We start from the raw sequence: 18,515 nt of genomic DNA on the forward strand, positions 1-18,515 counted from the left end.
CCCCCAACCTCCCTTCTAACCACAATGGATCTCGCCGCATACCAGAAGATAAACAACATCATCGAACGCGACAGTGCAGATGCCACCTACAAATATGCCCTGCTTCGTGGTGTCATCGAAGTCTGCCAGCAGTACGGCCATCTCCGCCAGAATGACACCGGGAGTGATCGGGTCTGGTTCCCTCTCGGCCTTCTTGTTGAGAAGTGGATACTCTATTACTATCCGATCTTCGCTGCCCCGGCCTTCATCCCGCAGAAGAACGGGGAGAAGCCGGATACCGAGCCGGGGAATAAAGTGGCGTTTCGAAAATACTTCACCCCGATTATCGATTATTATCGGGATCGGGGCGGGTTCTCGGTCTTCTATAATGACTATTCACGTGGGTTGATCCCAGGAGAAATACAACCGGCATTCAGAACGCTTGTGAGGGAGATTCGAAACACTATTACTATTATGCCGATGAAACATCTTGGTTTCTCACAATCAAAGGAGCATTACTCGATTTTTCAGTATACAAAACCCCTGCCCCGGCTGCCATCACACCGAGAAATCGACCGGGGCTATCTCATCGAACATGGAGGATCATTCTCGATATCAAGGGATCTCGCGACAATCTTTGAATATTTCGGGAGCTTCATCTCAGGGGAGGAGTGCATCCTTAAGAAATGGGCAGCATTTACCGCATCAGCAGATAAGACAAAGACAATCACCGAAGAGGCGATGCTCTCCCTCCTCGGAACGACACCGACGACCGAGCGAGCACTTGCCGATGCACGGGCGATCTACAGCTCGGTCATCGACCGGAAAGGATCGATCAGCTGTGCCTGGTCGGGAAAGGCCATTGCCTCATCTGGTGCAATGCATGTCGATCATCTCCTGCCTTTCTCCATCTGGAAGAATAATGATCTCTGGAACCTGCTTCCAGCAACAGGGTCAGTCAATAATAAGAAGAGTAACCGGATACCTGATCCAGAGTTCCTCAGATCACGAAAAGAACCGATTATCGGGTACTGGGATCTCCTTCACGATCACTGGCCTCACCGTTTCGAGCGTGAGATCGAAGTTTCTCTCCTCGGGATGGACGCTCCGGGAAGCGACTGGCAGGAACATGCCTTCGAGCAGCTCACCGAAAAAACCACCTACCTCATCACCATCAGAGGATATGAACCATGGTCGATCTGAACAATACCCAAAAAGTCCAGGACGAAAACCCCACCTGCCCCTTCTGCACCCCCGCCCCCTCCTCTATCCTCCTCGCAAACGACCTCGCCTACGCCCGGTATGACCTCTATCCGGTGAGCCCCGGCCACCTGCTCGCAATCCCCTTCCGGCACGTGGCCTCATTCTTTCTCGCGACCGAAGCTGAGCAGGCCGCCCTTTTGTCTCTCGTGCATGATGCCCGTCGGCTGCTCGATGAGCGGTATGCCCCCGACGGCTACAATATCGGGGTGAACATCGGGGCGGCGGCCGGGCAGAGCGTGATGCACCTGCATGTCCATGTGATCCCACGGTATGAAGGGGATATGGAGGAGCCAAAGGGCGGGGTGAGAGGAGTTATTCCGGGGAAGAGGGGGTATTAGAGAAAAGTGGATCACTTTTTGAGGGTCGGAAAAATCCTTCATAAACCCTATGAAGACACTGGATTCAAGGAGGTTTGAAGGATTTCGACGGTTGGAATGCGTTTATAGTATATTTAATTATTAATCATCATCCATCTTCTTCTCAGATTCTATCACATAATTGTAGAGACTTTCTCGAATCCAAAAGTGACCCTCATTCCTTAACCGAGCCATCTCATCTTCTAGTGAGGAGATATGACCATCTCTTTTTGCCCGTAGCAACAATCCAATCACTCCAGTGACGTTCAGATTATATGATCCTGCTATACGTCGTGCTTCACTCTCGTCAAGAAGAAGTATATCATGCTCAATTTCTAGGGCCAAAACGATGCTTTCCGCTTCACCTCGATGAAGATCATTCTCAAGAAGATGGAGAAGATCTGTATTTTTAGGTTGAATCACCGATAAACAACCCTCTTTACGCAAGAGGAGGATTTCTGCAACACCCGGTCGATCATCTCCATCTTCTACAACCTCATGCCAGACGGCAGGAGGAATAATAACTGAAGAAAACCTTCGAAGAAGATCTATCCGCCCAATCAATGAAAGATGGATAAGAGGTGATGAATTACTAATCGCTCGAACCATAGGCGATATCCATCTGGAGATCTTCGTCCGTATAATGACGCGGAACCTTCCGTACTCCGAGAAGCTCCTCCCATTGCCAGCGCTTCAGACCGGCAAGTGCGGCAGCCTTTCCTGAAGAGAGCACACCTCTCATATAGAGAGCAATAGCAAGTTCCTGATGGAGGGCAGACTCTACGCTATCTGGGGGAAGGCGAAGTGCAGATACAATCTCCTGTGGGATAGTGATCGTTATATCGGACATACCTCTTACTCGTTGATAAGAATTGGATAGAAACCGTATAATACTAACTGATCCCACGTTCTGCAAGTAAATGGATACAATACATTAAGGGATCTCGCCTACGCCCGGTATGACCTCTATCCGGTGAGCCCCGGCCACCTTCTCCTCATCCCTTTCCGGCACGTGGCCTCGTTCTTTGAGGCGACCGAGGCTGAGCAGGCCGCCCTCCTGGCTCTCGTGCATGATGCCCGTCGGCTGCTTAACGAGCGGTATGCCCCCGACGGCTATAATATCGGGGTGAACATCGGGGCGGCGGCCGGGCAGAGCGTGATGCACCTGCATGTCCATGTGATTCCGAGGTATGTAGGGGATATGGATGATCCGAAAGGCGGGGTCCGGGGAGTGATCCCAGGGAAGAGGGGGTATTAAAGAAAAGGGGAGAGAGGAAGGGAGGGAGATGCGGTTGAATTCGACATCCATAGTCATTTGATAATGTTCACTGATTCATACCATGACCAGAAACAGATTCTGAGAGAAGAACGACATTTACATCCGGCAAATTTCGTAATCTTCTATCATTTGTGAGAAATGAATTGCATTGATGTATTCTGGCTGTTGCTAGGTGTATGGCATCAGGAAGATGTAGGGTCTCTATTCTGGAACGGAGCCTTGCTGCCTCAATAAGTATAGAGCGATCAATAGGGATGATAGAAAGTGTAGATGAAGGTGATAGTGTCTCCAGATAGAGTTTTTCAAGTGATGAATTTCCGTCCATCATAGGTTTGATGAGAGCTTCTGCGAGTGTTAGTTCACTGGTTGCTGCTGTGAGATCTCCCTCATCAATGGCAGAGAAGAGATCAGTTAGCAAAGAAACATACTCTGGATATCCTTCAAGTGCATAAATAACGATGTTGGTATCGAGATATATCAGATCTCCTTCAATCTCATCGATTATTCCCATGATTCACGCTCTTTTCTTATAAAGGCGTCAACCTCCTCTGCACTTCCAAAACACCCTTGTCCTTTACCAATAATGCTTGTGAGTGATCGTTTCTTTTTCTTTTCTGATGGCTCAAGCACTATTACTTCGGCTATAGTTCCGGGTTTAAATTCAGGAACATAAATCTGAATGAGTCCATCAGATTGGATTTTCACCTGTTTTCGTATGGCCTGTATCATGAGCACATCCCCGTTGTGAATATCTCTCTTTACATATTATAAGATACCTCCCTGCTATTGCTTTCGCTCCTGTAATTTTGATCCACCTGGTACATCGAAATGTAATCCACCCCCTCTCTCCATCGCAAGCGATGCCTGTCGACGGCCGGGCAGAGCGTTATGCACCTGCATCTGCATGTTATTCCGAGGTATGTAGGGGATATGGATGATCCGAAGGGCGGTGTGAGAGGGGTGATCCCGGGGAAGAGGAGGTATTGAGGGGAGAGGAGAGAGGGAGGTTCAGATTGAAACTCTCATGATTTCATGACAATAAAGATTATCATTCCACCTGACAATAATAGGATCGAGTCGATACAATGAGCTTCTATAATGAAGTGATGAGGCAGAAGGAGGCGATCCAGCGACTGGCAGCAGCACGTGGAGCGGTGAATATCCGGCTCTTCGGCTCGGTAATCCGGGGAGAAGAGAACCCGGAAAGTGATCTTGATATCCTCGTCGATTTTGAACCAGGAACAAGCCTCCTTGATCATATTGCACTCATCCATGATCTTGAAGACCTCCTTGGACGAAAAGTAGATGTTCTGAGCGAGAAGGGACTCCACTGGGCTGTCCGTGACCGGATTCTTCAGGAAGCGGTTCCGTTATGAACGATGATCCGGGTATAATATCAATGGAAACGAACAGAGAGATGCTGGGAAACCAGCGAAAGAACGATCCCATCATCCGTCAGCTTGAAGCAAATCTTCCCCATCTCAAAAAGCGTTTTGGTGTTGCCAGAATCGGATGCTTCGGCTCGGCGATGCGGGGAGAAGATCGCCCGGACAGTGATATCGATCTGCTGGTTGAGTTTGCACCTGGAGAAACAACCTTTCGTAACTTCATGGAGTTAGTCTATTTTCTCGAAGATCTCCTTGGCCGCAATGTGGACCTTGTCACCGAACAGGGATTAAGCAAATATCTTTGCCGTACTGTCGAAAAGGAGGTTGTCTGGTGTGGAGAGGGAGATTAAGGAGAGAAGAAGAGAGGAGAAGAGATCTCTGATCCAGCGGACATATGCCGCCATCCACATTCGATATTTCAGTCATTCATCCCCTGGAGGAAGAACCTGATGGAGCCTGATAATGCGGGGCCGTTCATCTTCCTCAAAATGGCAGCAGACGGCATCATGCACCATTGCTCTCAGCTCTTCGAAATTATCGGCCTGGGTATAGATGGAGTGGCCAGGCGAATGAGCCTCATACCCTCCCTCCGGGGATTCCCAGGCAATGAATAGGATTTCCTTTTCAGTGTGCATTGCCTTCAACAGATGTAGATTGTGTATTCCATCATGAAGAAAGTATCATCTCTCCATGCCAATGTGTGCCCATGTGTTCACGAATCAGAAACAATTTGTTTCTGAAGTGGAAACATTTTTTTCGAAGAGCGAATACAATCGTGATCTCTATCTTCTTGTGCCCGGAGAGGATTATTTGCCGATCTCGAGATGATGGCGTCAAGGATGGAGAGGTCAATCTCTGAGGAAGTAGGAGTTTTGACCCATATCCTCATCCTGACATCCAACAGATTATCAGACCTCAGGGAGACGACACCCCATTCTATCTTAGCCTGTTAAGGACAGGGTATACACTCAAAGGTGAATCAATTGAAGGATATTGAATATCGAACCGAACAAGTAACCGAACAAGTAGCCGAACAAGTAAAGAATCACGGCCCTGGTTGCAGCCCTGGTTGCGGCGTGAGTTACGGACCGAGTTGAGACAAGCGAATCTCCACGTGCCACCATGGGCATCTTTCGAAAAATCCTGAAGTCTCACGAAAATCATTATTTTAAGGATTAGACCTTCTTCCTCTGGTTCTCTCTCTCAAGCAATCGTTGATTCAAAGCTTCAGTATCGTCAGGAGTATATTGAAGGATTTGGATGTGGTTTTTTTGGGGTCTACCGTAAAGGAAGATTGATCAGTTACTTCTTGCATAAGAGAGTAAAGGAGTTTCCAATTACAGGTGGTCCAAGTGCCGTCGCCGAATCATTCTTTGATGAGAGACTGTATCAATATGGAAAGCAATTGTGCGACGCACTGCATTGGGATGGGCCAATTCAGTATCTCCGATCGAAAATAAGTGAGCGGCACAGTGCCCTCGATTCGCGGCACAATGGCAGTCAGTTACGACCTATCGATGGCTCCCTGATGATCCACCGACCAACACCCCCATGCAACTGTGACATGGAGATGGCAACCGAGCACCTATCGTGGCTCTTTATATCGAGCAGCGCAGAGTTCGTACATCTCCAGTAAGAACTGTTTAAAACTCACCTCATCTTTGTACAACACGATCCAGAGGAGCTGGAGCACCTGTTCATACGCGAAGTAAAAGAACCGGATTCGTGGATCCTTTGATTTCGAGGAGATTCTCGCTTCATCCTGCACCCGGAAACCGGTTTCGATTCTCCATCGTTTCTTGTAGGTTGGAATAACATATTCCAGATCAATAGACTCCTGATTCGTAGCAAATGCCCAATCATATGACTTTTCAGACTTTTTATCGAATATCTGCCTCAGAAGTGCGAGTGTTGTCTCGCCTCGAAACACCGTCTTCTCCTTATTGACCTCGAGTTCATATCGGATCTTTTTCTTCTCTCCAATATCCAGCAATTCTATCTCTTTTTTGATTTTCTCGTTTTTTGGAGCGAAAATCAGATACGGCACCTCGGCATGTGTCAGAGTCAGCATCAGATCTTTGCTAAAGAATCCCCGGTCAAATACCGTGAGTTCAACGGAATTCACCAGTGGTTCAACCAGAGCAAGACACCAGGTCACCGTTGTTGCCATATTATGGCCAAGATGTACAGGAACTGATAAAAGCGGAATCTTCTGGGGAATATCAGAATTGATGATGGCGCATGAGAGGAACTTGAACTTCCCGGTAACCCCATGTTCACCAGTATATCCATGTATCCAGAACCCCTGAACATCACCATAAAAATCTTCTTCGGTATAATCAAAGGCTAAAACAACGTTTTTATTGGCAAGATCAAATCGTGTACCCAGTCGCTCGACCGTCATCCGATACTGCCAGACAATGTGTGATGTCGTGACATTCTTGATGGCGAGATGGAGTGAATCTGCCCTGTTGCCGACGGTTTCGATATAGGTATTTGCAACCGCTGCTTTGAGGAGGTCCCGGTTATACTGGAATCCAGAGAGTGTAGGTCCTTTAAACGGGAGTTTCAGTGCCCGATCGACGAATGTATCGAGTGTTTTGAGGGTCCTGAACAACCGTGCATCACTGATTTTCATAGTATTACCAGGTAGACTGTTCTGTCCAGGTATTCCTTGGGGCAGTCCACTTTTGCGCTATTCCCGAATTTGGTGACTTTTCGAATGAGAAATCCCTGAATATTCTCGATCTCGATCCGGGTAGCAGGATTTAGTTCAACTTTCTTCATTGGAGATACAATGGATATCCATAATATATACATCTTGCTGGCGCCCAGTCTGTTACAGAGGTTCGAAAAGAAGAGGTGTTAATTCAAGTGGAGGTCATGGATCCCTTTCGGAGATACTGTTCCAATACCACCGGCCGAAACCATCGGCGCGATGAGAGCAACGGCGGCCAAGAGTCCGATAATGCGGTTGAACTTCATCAAAATCCACCGATAAGACTTCGAAGAAACTCTGCATAAAGATTCTGTCTTATTTCTTTACACGATTTATATACTGGCGATCTGTCTACTTCCGGCAAGAGAAGGAGGACATCCCATTTGTCCAATAGAAATCAGGAGACGTCTGCCAAATCCCGGAGAATAGGGCAGGAGGCAATCAGACGAATATCGAATGCCCAGTTGCGAGGCGTTCTTACATCCCCCTCCATACAAAGAAACTCTGGACGGATACTACGTTCAATCGTATCTCTTCGAGGTGACGTCAGCGAGGGAGTTTCCGGATCAACCAGGATCACATGTATCCCCATTTGACCTACGTCTTCTCGAAATCCAAAGAACAACTAGGCACCGAATGAATAGCCGTCTAACGGCGATGTAAGTGACGATACAAACGCCGGATGACCAGCAAAACCAGGCCAGCAAAACAGAATGTATAAAGTATCGCGAGAACAAGACCGACAAACTGACCAAAAATCATGAGGAAAAGATCGATTTCCGGATAAAACTCCTTAATGGCGTGATAAAAGAGTAAGAGGAAGAGCATCACGGCAAACAACCCCATTAAAATAGAGTCTATCGATACCTTTTGCCGCATGCTTCATTCACCCGTTATGAAACCGTTACCGTAAACTGATCATCATCAACAGCCGAAAACCCAGTAAGTACTTCCTGTTCATTGTCATTTGCATAAAATGTATATCTACCCTGGTTAGAGAATTTGACCTTAATTTTCATTTCTTCATCGTAACTGAATATATGTAAATCCATCCAAGAGAGGATCGTGCAGGGTCCATTTATTATTCCGTATTTAGGAAGAAAGGTAGACTCTCCAGAGGCTAGTCGTTGCACTGTGGTGGGTTGCTTACCATGATAAACCTCAGTATACTCAACGCCATTTGGAATCTTCAGAAAGTAGTTTGTAAATCCATCTGGAGCAAAATTTTGCACGTGGAGATTCACGGTGCCATATTGGTTGCGAATATAGTTATAACTATCCGGTGTTATTGTAATATGTGCCTCCAATACAGGAATATCTCTCAAAATTAACGGTGAATCCCCATTCTCTGAAACCAATGGATTTCTAGAATATTCCTTTGTCCCTATGAATTCGCCCTGAGCGGAGTAAACCTTAGCGATATATCTACCGCGTTCTGGCTGCTCCACCGCTACGATATACTCTCGTGAGATATTATTAGATTTAAACAATATTGAAGCATTGGTTGCATCAAGGTTTGAATTAACTGTGATTTCAGTATCATCAACAATTGTCCTATATCGTACCTCCGATACCCCACAAACTATGCTCTCACAATTTATGCTCTCACAATTCGGTTCAGCACTCACCACAGGCATAAACGCACTCACTAATAGGATTACTAGGAGTGCCGAAAATACCCGCATTCCAGCTTTTCCACTCATTTCATTTTCCTCCAGAACTTCCCGGAGGCAGGAGAGGCATACCTTCAAGTACTGAAAGAACACATATCCCAATAGCCTCCGGGCTTGTGGGATTCTTCATCCGGGCGTCAACCGTGGATGGAGGGACCCCACGAACTTTTGCGGACGCCGCTTTGGGTATCCACACAGTGACTTGGGCGTAAGATTAATTTATAAACTCTGTCCCATTCATTTACACGTCCAAGGAATTTTCACGAAAATGAAGAAATTGATCCCTCCGTGAGGAAGGAAGGCACTGGAGACAACTCATTCTCACAGAAGGGACTCCGACTTCTATCCAGCAAGCAGATTATGGGATGCGCTAAAAAGACAATCAGGTGTCCAAAGCGGATGCGCGCTCGCTGCCCTCGATGGAGATGATACGTGCCCAAGAAGAAGCCGACGACAACAAGGACAGAGAACAGAAGATCTGGTCGACGGAAGACACAAGGGACACGTAAAGAGATCTGGCAGATCGCAACGACAAAAACGGTATCGATCGCTTTCTCGATGATGACTACTCTCTGCTTTGCATCCTCATCCCCATGCTTCCCCGAGAAGGAGCAAGGCCGAGAATGTTCATGAGGGGTGTATACGCTCATTCCTGCCCTCTTTATATTCAGTATAACCGGAATTGACCCTGATAAGATGGGAGTAGCCGGATATGCACTCTGGATTCTGTTGCTCTTTGCTATATTTTTAGTTACGGCATTTGTATCGTCATTCTTCAAAGCCGGAATTGTGTACAATGCAACAGAAGTGATAAAGGGCAATGATCCCGCATTCAAAGACGGGATCAGTGCAGCAATGCCAAAAATCGTTTCACTATTTACCTGGGTATTCATTGCGGCAACAGTCGGTCTTATTTTAAGCCTTCTGCGTGAATCTGACAACCCTCTTGGCAGAATTCTCACCGAAATTGTAGTTGGAATTGCCGCTGCTGCCTGGAATCTTGTCACCTTCTTTGTAATTCCGGTTCTATTATTTAAAGATCTTGGTGCAGTTGCTTCTATAAAGGAATCCTGGGGCCTGTTTAAGCAGACATGGAGCGAGACGGTCATTGCCGGTTTTTCATTTGTGGTTGTTATGATCCCGGCATTTCTGCTTATGGCCGGCACCTTCTTCTCGGCCATCTTCCTCCCCTTTGAGGTATTCGGAGGCATGCTTATACTGACTATCATCATCTTTGCAATCTCTGTCATTCTCATATCCGCACTTCAGGGTATCCTCGTTGCTCTTCTGTATCATTATGCAAAGACCGGCGAGATCTCACCGCTTGTTGACAGGGATCTCATCGAAGGCGCCTTTGTTGAGAAGAAAAGCAGCACTACTGGTTCATTCACCGGCGGAAATATCTGATATCCCCGATAAAAATCATTTTTTTTCAGCTATCCAAAAAGAGGCGATGAAAGCGGTTAAAGATTAAGATTGGAGCGAGTTTTTAGAGAGCAGATACCATATACCTTTGAAATTAATAGATAGTTATTTATACAATAATTCCAATGTAACCATACCGGGTAGCGTCCTGGTCATAATAAGAAGTGCAAAACATGACAATAGAAAAGGATGAGATCGTCGGTAAAGGCAAACAGATCAAAGGAAAAATCCGTGAAGAAGTAGGGGGAGGGACGGACAACAAAACGGAACAGGTCAAAGGGAAGATTGAACAGGTCGAAGGAAAAGTCCAGGAAGAAGTTGGGAAAGTGAAGAGGAAGCTTAAGGATTAAGATATAATAACCATGCCAGGATGGGGTGCAACGAACGTAAATCCCATGTCGTTTTCTTCGATAAACATCGTATCTTATGAAAACAGCGATACACAATACAAATGAACGGCACCCTTTCTTGTTAATGGCCTTTGGATATCATGTGGATAAACTACTTCAATAGAATACCTGTATAATCACAAAGGAGGTGAATTATGCCTGATTTAATCGGATTGGCAGTTTTATTCCTGATCTTAGCACTTATCGCATATGTGCTGGGAGCGAAAGGAGTTGCCGGAATCTCGATGACCATTGCAAAGTGGCTCGTTCTTATCTTTATCATACTTGCGATTATCGCCTTTATATTCTAACAGGATACCAACTCTTTTTCAAGCATCCAGCTATCCTCATCATGTTGAGCTATAGAAAAGCGTTCCAATACCGGCGTTCCTGTCTTGCAACATAGTATAGAAAGCGAGGGCTATTTTATATAGCATAGAGATATATTAAACATATGATGGAAAAATGAGTGATATATGGCCACCCCTAAAAGCATGAGATGAACGATTTTTACACTTCAAAGAGATTGAGAAAGTCTATTCAGGATAGATAGTGAGATATCCGATATAGCTGGGAGAATTATGGAAGAGCTTGAAACAGCAAGCTCAAAAGATCTCGCAGAGGCCAGATATGCAAGAAAGATATTGCAGTTGTCTGACCTGAACTATACTCAGAATATTTTACTCGAGATAGAGAGTGTCCCCACCGGAGCAGATCGGCTCATCGAAAAACGAGCGGTCATTAAAGCATTATTGCTTTCAATATGGTTGCAAAGGCTTTATTTTATCATACGGTCAGCGCTCATGTCCATCCTTGCAGTGGTTGTCACCTTCTTCTATGTCTCATTCTTTGGAGAGATAGGTGTTGTTTTAGCCGTTTTTATGGGAGTTCTCATCTTTATCATCGGACTTATCGTGACACGCTTATTCGACCCGCAAAACAGTACAAATGACAAAATATATCGTCAGAAAACCGGCATCTCATAAAAAATGCGGGATTTTATCATGACTCATCTCTAGAAATAAATTGTTGGGAGAGTCTGGGTCGATCATATCAGATCGATGAATCCAGCATCTCACTTAAATTTGATAAGCCCCATCAGAGCCATCACAATAATTGCTAAAATGACAGCCCCAAGCAGACCAAAAATATACCACCCGATCAAAAATGCTATCACCGCTCCAATGCCCATTGCACCCCAGTTCACTGATATTGCCATACTATCACCTACTCCTTATGTGTTCATTCTTCTGCTCTGCTCATCTGGAATTGATTTCTGCTCTGATAAGGGATATCAACCTCGTGAGTATGCAATCATTCTATGAGGATCTATAAATAATGAACGGAGAATAATCGGGATCTTCAAATACTACTATCAGGCACGATCAGCAGATTCGGACTTGGAAAAACACTCATCCCGATCTCTGGTAAATACGCCAGTCCCAACTGTCTTTTGCAGCACGGTTATCCACACATATCTATGAAAGTGTTCCGGAGCAGTAGAGCCAGATTAAAAAGGTTCAAAATTAACCGGGTTCCTGATTCGATCCCCCGCCACCTTTTTCCTGCCAGAGACCAATCATACGAACTGTATGCCCCTCAATCCCTCACAGGAGAAAGCCGTCACCGGCAGCGGCTTCCAGCTCGTGCTCGCCGGCCCCGGCTCAGGCAAGACGAAGGTGATCATTGAGAAGATCCTCCACCTGCTTGACCGGGGAGTCTCCCCCACAAATATCCTTGCCCTCACCTTCTCGGAGAAAGCAGCAGCCGAGATGAGCGAGCGGATCGAAGCGCTGCGACCGCACCAGGATATCGGGATCCATACCTTCCACTCCTTCTGCCTTGAAATGCTCCGGGAGAATATGCTCACAAGCGGGATCTCGATCGCAAACGGGATCATCAGCCGGACCAATGTGCTCGTCTGGGGGCTTAGGAATATCGATTCATTTGGTTTTGAGTATATCCGGATCGGAAACAACTCCTCAGACATCATCACCGCGATCGTCGATGGTATCAGCGCATTCCGTGACGAGCTGATCACGCCTGCGATGCTTGATGAGTACCTGAAGAGAAAACAACAGACAGAAGTCACGGAAGAGGAGCGGGATTATCAGAACAAGCTCACCGACCTGCTGAAGGTCTACAGGGCCTATGAGCAGTACAAGCAGGACGAACACCTCATCGACTTCGATGATATGATCTTTCTGGCAGTCAACCTGCTCCGGAACAATCCTGGTATACGAAGCCTCTACCAGAACCGCTTCCCCTACATCCTCGTCGATGAATTCCAGGATACGAACTTCGCCCAGCTCGAGCTCGTCAAGCTCCTCGCAGGCGATCACCTCTGCGTGGTCGGAGACGACGACCAGACCATCTACCGGTTCAGGGGAGCATACCTGACAAACATCCTGGACTTTCGGGAGTGGGCGAAGGATCATGCAGAAGTCCTGTTGGACGAGAACTACAGAAACCCGCCGGCAGTCCTTCAGCTTGCCTTCCAGCTGATGCAGAGGGCACCGAACCGGCAGCAGAAGGAACTCATCTCAAGGAAACCGGCAGGAGAGCCGGTTGTTGTTGCAGCCTGCGGAAACGAGGAGGGGGAGGGAGAGTTTGTTGCAACCGAGATCGAGCGGCTCGTGGGAAGCCCGCTCCCTCCACGGGGTGACGAGCCCCCACGGCCGCTTAAGTACCGGGACTGTGCCATCCTCTGCCGGAGCAGGAAGGATGGCGCAAAGTTCCAGGCAGCCCTGAAACGGCATAACATCCCCTGCATCTACCAGGCCGATGTTGATTTCCTGCGTCTGCCGGTCATCCGTGACATGATCGCATACCTGCAGATCATCAACAACCCCCTGACAGCGGGCATTGCACTCAACAGGATCATGAAGCTCTGCTCCATCCCCGAGACCGTTGTGCAGGCGATCAATACCGGGGCACGGAGGCGGTCCGGAGACGGGAGATCTGATCCGGATCCCGGAAACGACTATGTATACGAGACGATGCTGGATGCCCAATCTGTGGCCCCGGGCTATGCCCAAAAGATCAGCGAGATCATCGGGATGTTCCGGCAGTTCATCGAGGAGAAGGAGAGGCAGACGCTCCCGGCACTCGTCCATTTCGTGATGATGCAGGCATCAGGACTCTACCGGTCAGCCCTCAATGATGAGGCTGCCCTGACCCGGCAGTACCTTGCCAGGTTCCTTGAGATCACGCAGGAGTACGACCAGATCACCCGTGATGCCACAATCGGCGGGTTCCTTGAGTACCTCCAGTACTTCTCAGGCTTCTCTGTGGAGATCGAGGAGCGGGAGGAGACAGATGCAGTCAGGATCCTCACCATCCATAAGAGCAAGGGAAAGGAGTTCCCGGTCGTCTTTGTCGTCGATCTCGCCCAGAGGAAGTTTCCGCTCAACTACCGGGAGAAACAGTTTGTGGTTCCACCGGATCTCGCAAAAGGGCTCAGGGCAGGCGAGGATGAGAAGGCACTCTTCATCCAGGAGGAACGGCGACTCCTCTTTGTCGCGATGACAAGAGCCGAGGAGCGGCTGTACCTCACCTATGCGAAATGGTATGGGAAGAACAAGCTGGAGACAAAGCCTTCCCTCTTCCTTGAAGAGCTGGCATTCCGTGAGAACCCGCTGATCACGCTGGTCGAGCCGGCGGCATGGAATATGGATCTCCCCTTCCCTGAGGAGACACCGGCCGGGGAGGCCCGGACCCGGCTCCAGGAGCAGGCGATCAGGGCGATTGCAGAGATGCGGCTTTCAACCGCCCTCCAGGATCTGATGACGCTCGAGAGGGTCCGGGGCTATTCCGAAGAAGGAAGAGAGGAGTTTGACCGCGACGCATTCGTGTCAGCCGCCTCGACCGAAACACCGATCACCGAGATCATCAGGAGACCCCCGGAACAGGCAATAATCCCGGAGACGATGGTATTCTCGTACTCAAAGCTGCAACAGTACAAGGACTGCCCGCTCCAGTTTAAGTTCAGGCATATCCTGAAGATTGCAGAGCCCCCCGGCCCTGCACCGGCAGCTGCAAAAGGAAAAGGGATCCATGCCGTCATTGAGAACCTCGACCCGTACCGTCCGGCAGATGAACAGATAGAGGAGCTGCTTGAGAAGCACTGGACCCCTGAGCAGTTCGAGTCGAAGACGCAGGCAGAGCAGAATAAGGCATCAGCCCGCGACCTGCTCATGACCTATATGGAGTGGCAGGAGACGAACCCAAACACGATCATCGCGCCTGAGAAAAGGTTTGGTTTCACCTTCTGCGGCCGCGAGATACACGGGTATATCGACCGGATCGAGCAGACCCCGGACGGCGGCTATGTGGTAATCGACTTCAAATCCGGAAAAAAACCTCCAAACATGACAAAGAAGAGTATCCCCGAAAGTATCCAGCTCAACATCTATGCAATGGCAATCAGGGAACTCTTCGGAGAACTGCCGGAACGGGCATCGCTCTTCTATCTCGCTGACAACCTGATCATCGACTACCTGCCAACCGAGGAGAGCATCAGGGCATTCAGCGAGACCCTTGAGGAGATGCTCAACTCTATCCAGGCAGGCGAGTTCCCTGCCCAACCGGATTATCAGCGGTGCCAGTGGTGCCCGTATGGGGATCTCTGCGATATGAAGGGCAATTAATACCCATCAACCGCCTATTCATGTTTTTTGACAATCATCTCAACAACCCGCTGACCTGACAGAACAGCCATCGGCATCCCTCCGCCGGGGTTTACGCTCCCCCCGACAAAATAGAGGTTCTGGTACTTCTCACTCTTCTTCGGCGCCTTGAATCCCTTGTTCTTCCGGCGGTCCGAGACAATTCCATCCTGAACTCCCGCTTTTATAGGCACTGGATCACAATAGGATCCCACATAACCATCCATTTCCTCAATTTATCCTCGATATGGGCTTGTAATCGAAAGTACTTTATACTATCATGTGCCCATATTGTGTAGGCACACCATGAAACCGATTCGAAGGATCAAAAAGTCTGGCGACAGAGAATACTGGTACGAAGAAACACCCTATTACGACCCGGTATCAAAACAGACTCGATATAAAAACTCCAAATATCTTGGACGAAATATTGACGGAAAGCCCGTTCGTATGCGGGATGCACCACCAGAAGTCAGGGAAAAGATCAGGAAAAATACCAAAACTGTAGCTGTCCGTTCTGCCTACGACCATGGATCAGTCATGCTCCTCACGCAGATCATGCATGACCTGAAACTGGATCAATATCTGCATGAGATTCTTAATGACTCAGATGCTGCAATGGTAACTGCACTTGCACTCAACCGGATTATCAGACCACTGGCAATGAAAGATGTCGGGACATGGTACGCCGGAACCACTCTCGCTCTTGATTCGCCACAGATTACTCTTACCGGACAGAGAATCAGTGAACTGCTTGCTCGAATCGGGTCCAGCACTGTTCCCCAACAACTGATGACGAGACTCCTGGAAGAGAACAGGACGAAAAGGACACTGATTTATGATATCACCAGTCTCTCCAGTCATTCTTCTCTGATGAACCTTCTTGAATATGGATATAACAGGGATGACGTGTCACTTCCCCAGATTAATCTCTCACTCATCATGGACAAGGAACTCGGCATCCCGGTGATGTACGATCTCTATCCAGGGAGTATTACTGATGTCACAACGCTCACTGGAACCCTGAAGAAAATTGCCGCATATGGCGTGAAAGAGTATACCGCCATTATGGATCGTGGGTTTTTTAACCAGCATAACCTTCTGGAGATGCTTGATCAGCAGATTTCGTTCATTATCGCTGCAACGTTCCAGCTGAAAGATGTGAAACTTCTCCTCACCGAGGCGCAACGGGATATCACCAATGTTGAATACTTACAGAAGTTCAAAGACAAGACGATCTACGCAAAACCAGTGACACTGTCACTTGAGTCATATCAATTGAAGGGGTATCTCTTCTATGATCCAAAACGGGAACTTGAGGAGAAAGAATCACTCACCAGCCGTCTGGTTGATATCAGGGATAAACTGGCCACTGTGAGACTGAAGAAGGAAAAACCTGCATTTATCCGGTTTTATGAGATCGCAGGCAAGCTCAAGAATTTTTTCGATTGGAAAGCGGTTGATGATCGGATTGAAGCAACAATTCGGCAGAATGCTGTTGCACAACGGATGAACAGAATGGGGAAGTTCATGGTGTTTTATTCAGGAGATGTTGACTGGTTGACTGCTCTGTCTCTGTACAGGGAACGTGATGAGATCGAGAAGGAGATAGAGATGATGAAGTCGGATTTGGATGTAATCCCACTGAATACGCATAAGGAAAGTACCACAAGCGGTTTCATCTTTGTTGTGTTTGTGGCTTTGATCATCCGGGCCAGGTTGTTACGGATGATGACGGAAGCAGAGTTGCTGAAACACTATTCGGTAAAGAGCCTCTTACTTGAGCTCGATAAGCTCAAAAAGATCACTCTTGCAGATGGGCAGGTGATGACGACTGAGATGACAAAGAAACAGCGGCTCATTCTTGAGGCACTTGAGATCATGTGACTACGTTTTCCGGGAGTTCAGGTTACAGAGAACATACCGAAACCTGTAGCAAACCGGCTGATAGATCTGCTTGAAATCCAAAAGTCGTGAAAAAACTGGAGAAAAGACTGATTCTTCAGGGCGATATAAGGACTTTCATCGTATGGAAGAACGGCCGGCCTTCTTTTTTAAGGGTCTCCAGAATGTAGAGCGGCCGCAGGTAGAACTCCCTGTAGGCTTTTTTCTGAATATCCCGTATATCTTCAAGCGTCAGGCTCAATGTCCCGACAACAGGGGAGAAGAGATCAAAGTTCGACCAGTTCTGCGGCAGGTTTCCGTTCTCCCTGACATTATTGTAAAACTCTGTTCCTGGATACGGGGTTGCAACAGAGAAGAGGGCATAGCTGGCATGGAGTTTTTTTACGAATGCAATGCTCTTTTTTGCTGTCTCTTTCGTCTCACCGGGCAGTCCGAGTGCGATGGACGCAATGGTTCTCATCCCAAAGTCACGTGCAGTTGAGAATACCGTTTTGATCTGATCGATCTTTGTTCCCTTCTTAATCCGGTCAAGGATCTCCTGGTCCCCTGACTCCACCCCGATGAAGAGAGTTTCACATCCTGCCCGCTTCATCAGCCTGATCAGATCAGAATCGATCCTGTCAACACGTGCAGTACAGCCCCACTCGATATGCAGATCCTCTTCAATGAGCAGATTGCAGAAGGTCTCCACCCATCCCGGCATCAATGTAAAGGTATCATCCATGAACGCGATCATCGATATGCCAAGGGTATCGCGGATATGCCTGATCTCCTCTATGACATCTTCTGGTGATCGCTTGCGTATTGTTCTCCCATGAATCGCCGAGGATGCACAGAATGAACATCGCATCGGGCATCCCCTGCTGCAGATCACCGTTGCAATCGGCATATTCACATCAAAGATCCGGTAGTTCTCTTTTGGGAGGAGATGCCGGGCGGGATATGGCAGGGTATTGAGATCTACACATACCTCCCTGTCCGGGTTCTCCTGTATCACCCCTTCCGATCTGAATACAAGACCTTCAATTGTTCCCGGATCTCCCCCGGAACGAAGTATCCGGTACAACTCAGAGAAAGCATACTCCCCCTCCCCCTTTATGATAAAGTCGATTGCAGTGTTTTCGGTAAGGATTTCATGATGCAAAAATGTGGCATGGGGCCCTCCAAGGACAATATACGGATCTCCCGCCATTTTTACTGCCTCAGCTGACTTCAGTGCTTCATTGATGAGCGGCGTTGTGGAGGTGATGCCAACAATAAATGGCCTGGTCCGCTCGACCCGTTCCCTGATATCAGCATATGTCGTATCATCTGCTGCACAATCCATCACCTCGACAGATATCCCGTTCTCTTCGAGGACTGCAGCTATATAGAGGATACCGAGTGGCGGGATCCTGATATTGAGGTACTTCTTGTATTTGGATTTCTGGTCAGGCGGATTGATCAGGAGAACATCAAGAGCCATTACAGAA

Annotated in this window: 24 protein-coding genes; 12 read left to right on the top strand and 12 right to left on the bottom strand. The window is 47.9% G+C overall.

Annotation, left to right across the window (positions count from 1 at the left end; translation table 11 throughout):
• Positions 1 to 24: 24 nt before the first annotated feature.
• On the top strand, positions 25 to 1,182 hold the full coding sequence (locus ACZ44I_RS08915; protein WP_464550677.1) for an HNH endonuclease domain-containing protein: 1,158 nt from the start codon (positions 25 to 27) through the stop codon (positions 1,180 to 1,182).
• Positions 1,170 to 1,580, top strand: coding sequence for an HIT family protein (locus ACZ44I_RS08920; protein WP_464550675.1), 411 nt, complete (start codon positions 1,170 to 1,172; stop codon positions 1,578 to 1,580). Before ACZ44I_RS08915 ends, ACZ44I_RS08920 begins: the two co-directional genes overlap by 13 nt.
• A 120-nt stretch (positions 1,581 to 1,700) precedes the next feature.
• On the opposite strand, the gene ACZ44I_RS08925 is transcribed toward ACZ44I_RS08920, so the two are convergent.
• On the bottom strand, positions 1,701 to 2,207 hold the full coding sequence (locus ACZ44I_RS08925) for a PIN domain-containing protein (protein WP_255332220.1): 507 nt from the start codon (positions 2,205 to 2,207) through the stop codon (positions 1,701 to 1,703).
• Entirely contained in the window at positions 2,191 to 2,448 is a 258-nt protein-coding gene (locus ACZ44I_RS08930; protein ID WP_255332219.1) for a UPF0175 family protein, read from the bottom strand. Before ACZ44I_RS08930 ends, ACZ44I_RS08925 begins: the two co-directional genes overlap by 17 nt.
• Before the next feature lie 123 nt (positions 2,449 to 2,571).
• On the opposite strand from ACZ44I_RS08930, the gene ACZ44I_RS08935 reads away from it, so the two are divergent.
• Complete coding sequence (locus ACZ44I_RS08935) at positions 2,572 to 2,856, top strand: HIT family protein (protein WP_464576486.1); 285 nt, start codon at positions 2,572 to 2,574, stop codon at positions 2,854 to 2,856.
• A 67-nt stretch (positions 2,857 to 2,923) separates the two neighbouring features.
• Here the strand turns inward: ACZ44I_RS08935 and ACZ44I_RS08940 are convergent, their stop codons facing one another.
• Positions 2,924 to 3,388 carry a type II toxin-antitoxin system VapC family toxin gene (locus ACZ44I_RS08940; protein ID WP_255332217.1) on the bottom strand — a complete coding sequence of 155 codons (465 nt, stop codon included), beginning with the start codon at positions 3,386 to 3,388 and terminating at the stop codon, positions 2,924 to 2,926.
• Positions 3,379 to 3,606: a hypothetical protein gene (locus ACZ44I_RS08945; protein ID WP_255332216.1), complete on the bottom strand. Its 228-nt coding sequence runs from the start codon at positions 3,604 to 3,606 to the stop codon at positions 3,379 to 3,381. Before ACZ44I_RS08945 ends, ACZ44I_RS08940 begins: the two co-directional genes overlap by 10 nt.
• A 159-nt stretch (positions 3,607 to 3,765) precedes the next feature.
• Here ACZ44I_RS08945 and ACZ44I_RS08950 point away from each other — a divergent pair, with 159 nt between their 5' ends.
• The 3 genes from ACZ44I_RS08950 to ACZ44I_RS08960 all read left to right on the top strand — a co-directional run bounded on the left by ACZ44I_RS08950 (position 3,766) and on the right by ACZ44I_RS08960 (position 4,615).
• Positions 3,766 to 3,864, top strand: a complete 99-nt coding sequence (locus ACZ44I_RS08950; protein WP_464576488.1) for a hypothetical protein — start codon at positions 3,766 to 3,768, stop codon at positions 3,862 to 3,864.
• A gap of 98 nt (positions 3,865 to 3,962) precedes the next feature.
• Entirely contained in the window at positions 3,963 to 4,253 is a 291-nt protein-coding gene (locus tag ACZ44I_RS08955) for a nucleotidyltransferase family protein (RefSeq protein WP_464550672.1), read from the top strand.
• A 23-nt stretch (positions 4,254 to 4,276) separates the two neighbouring features.
• Complete coding sequence (locus ACZ44I_RS08960; RefSeq protein ID WP_464550670.1) at positions 4,277 to 4,615, top strand: nucleotidyltransferase family protein; 339 nt, start codon at positions 4,277 to 4,279, stop codon at positions 4,613 to 4,615.
• A 72-nt stretch (positions 4,616 to 4,687) separates the two neighbouring features.
• Here ACZ44I_RS08960 and ACZ44I_RS08965 read toward each other — a convergent pair whose 3' ends face one another.
• The 5 genes from ACZ44I_RS08965 to ACZ44I_RS08985 form a co-directional block, all read right to left on the bottom strand.
• On the bottom strand, positions 4,688 to 4,900 hold the full coding sequence (locus ACZ44I_RS08965; protein WP_464550668.1) for a hypothetical protein: 213 nt from the start codon (positions 4,898 to 4,900) through the stop codon (positions 4,688 to 4,690).
• A gap of 950 nt (positions 4,901 to 5,850) precedes the next feature.
• The gene (locus tag ACZ44I_RS08970) at positions 5,851 to 6,903 is read right to left on the bottom strand and encodes a transposase (protein WP_464576490.1); all 1,053 of its coding nucleotides are present in this window, start codon (positions 6,901 to 6,903) and stop codon (positions 5,851 to 5,853) included.
• Entirely contained in the window at positions 6,900 to 7,052 is a 153-nt protein-coding gene (locus ACZ44I_RS08975; protein WP_300331682.1) for a DUF2080 family transposase-associated protein, read from the bottom strand. Before ACZ44I_RS08975 ends, ACZ44I_RS08970 begins: the two co-directional genes overlap by 4 nt.
• Positions 7,053 to 7,632: 580 nt before the next feature.
• On the bottom strand, positions 7,633 to 7,863 hold the full coding sequence (locus tag ACZ44I_RS08980) for a hypothetical protein (protein ID WP_464550664.1): 231 nt from the start codon (positions 7,861 to 7,863) through the stop codon (positions 7,633 to 7,635).
• 14 nt (positions 7,864 to 7,877) lie between these two features.
• A complete protein-coding gene (locus ACZ44I_RS08985; protein ID WP_464550662.1) occupies positions 7,878 to 8,687 on the bottom strand; it encodes a hypothetical protein in 810 nt (269 codons plus the stop codon).
• A 606-nt stretch (positions 8,688 to 9,293) separates the two neighbouring features.
• On the opposite strand from ACZ44I_RS08985, the gene ACZ44I_RS08990 reads away from it, so the two are divergent.
• From ACZ44I_RS08990 to ACZ44I_RS09005, 4 genes are all read left to right on the top strand, one after another.
• Positions 9,294 to 10,064 carry a DUF6159 family protein gene (locus ACZ44I_RS08990; protein ID WP_464550660.1) on the top strand — a complete coding sequence of 257 codons (771 nt, stop codon included), beginning with the start codon at positions 9,294 to 9,296 and terminating at the stop codon, positions 10,062 to 10,064.
• Positions 10,065 to 10,255: 191 nt separating this feature from the next.
• Positions 10,256 to 10,432 carry a CsbD family protein gene (locus ACZ44I_RS08995; RefSeq protein ID WP_464550658.1) on the top strand — a complete coding sequence of 59 codons (177 nt, stop codon included), beginning with the start codon at positions 10,256 to 10,258 and terminating at the stop codon, positions 10,430 to 10,432.
• Between the two features lie 194 nt (positions 10,433 to 10,626).
• The gene (locus ACZ44I_RS09000; RefSeq protein WP_464550656.1) at positions 10,627 to 10,782 is read left to right on the top strand and encodes a DUF1328 family protein; all 156 of its coding nucleotides are present in this window, start codon (positions 10,627 to 10,629) and stop codon (positions 10,780 to 10,782) included.
• Between the two features lie 270 nt (positions 10,783 to 11,052).
• On the top strand, positions 11,053 to 11,457 hold the full coding sequence (locus ACZ44I_RS09005) for a hypothetical protein (protein WP_464550654.1): 405 nt from the start codon (positions 11,053 to 11,055) through the stop codon (positions 11,455 to 11,457).
• Between the two features lie 89 nt (positions 11,458 to 11,546).
• Here the strand turns inward: ACZ44I_RS09005 and ACZ44I_RS09010 are convergent, their stop codons facing one another.
• Entirely contained in the window at positions 11,547 to 11,690 is a 144-nt protein-coding gene (locus ACZ44I_RS09010) for a hypothetical protein (RefSeq protein WP_300330625.1), read from the bottom strand.
• Positions 11,691 to 12,063: 373 nt separating this feature from the next.
• Between ACZ44I_RS09010 and ACZ44I_RS09015 the strand changes: the two genes are divergently transcribed.
• Positions 12,064 to 15,120 carry an ATP-dependent helicase gene (locus ACZ44I_RS09015; RefSeq protein WP_464550652.1) on the top strand — a complete coding sequence of 1,019 codons (3,057 nt, stop codon included), beginning with the start codon at positions 12,064 to 12,066 and terminating at the stop codon, positions 15,118 to 15,120.
• 14 nt (positions 15,121 to 15,134) lie between these two features.
• On the opposite strand, the gene ACZ44I_RS09020 is transcribed toward ACZ44I_RS09015, so the two are convergent.
• The gene (locus tag ACZ44I_RS09020; RefSeq protein WP_464550650.1) at positions 15,135 to 15,332 is read right to left on the bottom strand and encodes a hypothetical protein; all 198 of its coding nucleotides are present in this window, start codon (positions 15,330 to 15,332) and stop codon (positions 15,135 to 15,137) included.
• Between the two features lie 112 nt (positions 15,333 to 15,444).
• Here ACZ44I_RS09020 and ACZ44I_RS09025 point away from each other — a divergent pair, with 112 nt between their 5' ends.
• Complete coding sequence (locus ACZ44I_RS09025) at positions 15,445 to 17,025, top strand: IS1634 family transposase (protein WP_464550649.1); 1,581 nt, start codon at positions 15,445 to 15,447, stop codon at positions 17,023 to 17,025.
• 115 nt (positions 17,026 to 17,140) lie between these two features.
• On the opposite strand, the gene ACZ44I_RS09030 is transcribed toward ACZ44I_RS09025, so the two are convergent.
• Positions 17,141 to 18,508, bottom strand: coding sequence for a B12-binding domain-containing radical SAM protein (locus tag ACZ44I_RS09030; RefSeq protein WP_464550647.1), 1,368 nt, complete (start codon positions 18,506 to 18,508; stop codon positions 17,141 to 17,143).
• Between the last annotated feature and the right edge of the window lie 7 nt (positions 18,509 to 18,515).

This window comes from Methanocalculus pumilus (assembly GCF_055382585.1).

What these genes read in the sequence shown, in the direction of transcription:
- ACZ44I_RS08945 (WP_255332216.1), bottom strand. Translation starts at nt 3,606, where the DNA reads ATGATACAGGCCATACGAAAACAGGTGAAAATCCAATCTGATGGACTC.
- ACZ44I_RS08970 (WP_464576490.1), bottom strand. Translation starts at nt 6,903, where the DNA reads ATGAAAATCAGTGATGCACGGTTGTTCAGGACCCTCAAAACACTCGAT.
- ACZ44I_RS08920 (WP_464550675.1), top strand. Translation starts at nt 1,170, where the DNA reads ATGGTCGATCTGAACAATACCCAAAAAGTCCAGGACGAAAACCCCACC.
- ACZ44I_RS08995 (WP_464550658.1), top strand. Translation starts at nt 10,256, where the DNA reads ATGACAATAGAAAAGGATGAGATCGTCGGTAAAGGCAAACAGATCAAA.
- ACZ44I_RS08960 (WP_464550670.1), top strand. Translation starts at nt 4,277, where the DNA reads ATGGAAACGAACAGAGAGATGCTGGGAAACCAGCGAAAGAACGATCCC.
- ACZ44I_RS08980 (WP_464550664.1), bottom strand. Translation starts at nt 7,863, where the DNA reads ATGCGGCAAAAGGTATCGATAGACTCTATTTTAATGGGGTTGTTTGCC.
- ACZ44I_RS08975 (WP_300331682.1), bottom strand. Translation starts at nt 7,052, where the DNA reads ATGAAGAAAGTTGAACTAAATCCTGCTACCCGGATCGAGATCGAGAAT.
- ACZ44I_RS08985 (WP_464550662.1), bottom strand. Translation starts at nt 8,687, where the DNA reads ATGAGTGGAAAAGCTGGAATGCGGGTATTTTCGGCACTCCTAGTAATC.
- ACZ44I_RS08965 (WP_464550668.1), bottom strand. Translation starts at nt 4,900, where the DNA reads ATGCACACTGAAAAGGAAATCCTATTCATTGCCTGGGAATCCCCGGAG.
- ACZ44I_RS09030 (WP_464550647.1), bottom strand. Translation starts at nt 18,508, where the DNA reads ATGGCTCTTGATGTTCTCCTGATCAATCCGCCTGACCAGAAATCCAAA.
- ACZ44I_RS09025 (WP_464550649.1), top strand. Translation starts at nt 15,445, where the DNA reads ATGAAACCGATTCGAAGGATCAAAAAGTCTGGCGACAGAGAATACTGG.
- ACZ44I_RS08950 (WP_464576488.1), top strand. Translation starts at nt 3,766, where the DNA reads ATGCACCTGCATCTGCATGTTATTCCGAGGTATGTAGGGGATATGGAT.
- ACZ44I_RS09005 (WP_464550654.1), top strand. Translation starts at nt 11,053, where the DNA reads ATGGAAGAGCTTGAAACAGCAAGCTCAAAAGATCTCGCAGAGGCCAGA.
- ACZ44I_RS08930 (WP_255332219.1), bottom strand. Translation starts at nt 2,448, where the DNA reads ATGTCCGATATAACGATCACTATCCCACAGGAGATTGTATCTGCACTT.
- ACZ44I_RS08955 (WP_464550672.1), top strand. Translation starts at nt 3,963, where the DNA reads ATGAGCTTCTATAATGAAGTGATGAGGCAGAAGGAGGCGATCCAGCGA.
- ACZ44I_RS08925 (WP_255332220.1), bottom strand. Translation starts at nt 2,207, where the DNA reads ATGGTTCGAGCGATTAGTAATTCATCACCTCTTATCCATCTTTCATTG.
- ACZ44I_RS09000 (WP_464550656.1), top strand. Translation starts at nt 10,627, where the DNA reads ATGCCTGATTTAATCGGATTGGCAGTTTTATTCCTGATCTTAGCACTT.
- ACZ44I_RS09010 (WP_300330625.1), bottom strand. Translation starts at nt 11,690, where the DNA reads ATGGCAATATCAGTGAACTGGGGTGCAATGGGCATTGGAGCGGTGATA.
- ACZ44I_RS09015 (WP_464550652.1), top strand. Translation starts at nt 12,064, where the DNA reads ATGCCCCTCAATCCCTCACAGGAGAAAGCCGTCACCGGCAGCGGCTTC.
- ACZ44I_RS08915 (WP_464550677.1), top strand. Translation starts at nt 25, where the DNA reads ATGGATCTCGCCGCATACCAGAAGATAAACAACATCATCGAACGCGAC.
- ACZ44I_RS08940 (WP_255332217.1), bottom strand. Translation starts at nt 3,388, where the DNA reads ATGGGAATAATCGATGAGATTGAAGGAGATCTGATATATCTCGATACC.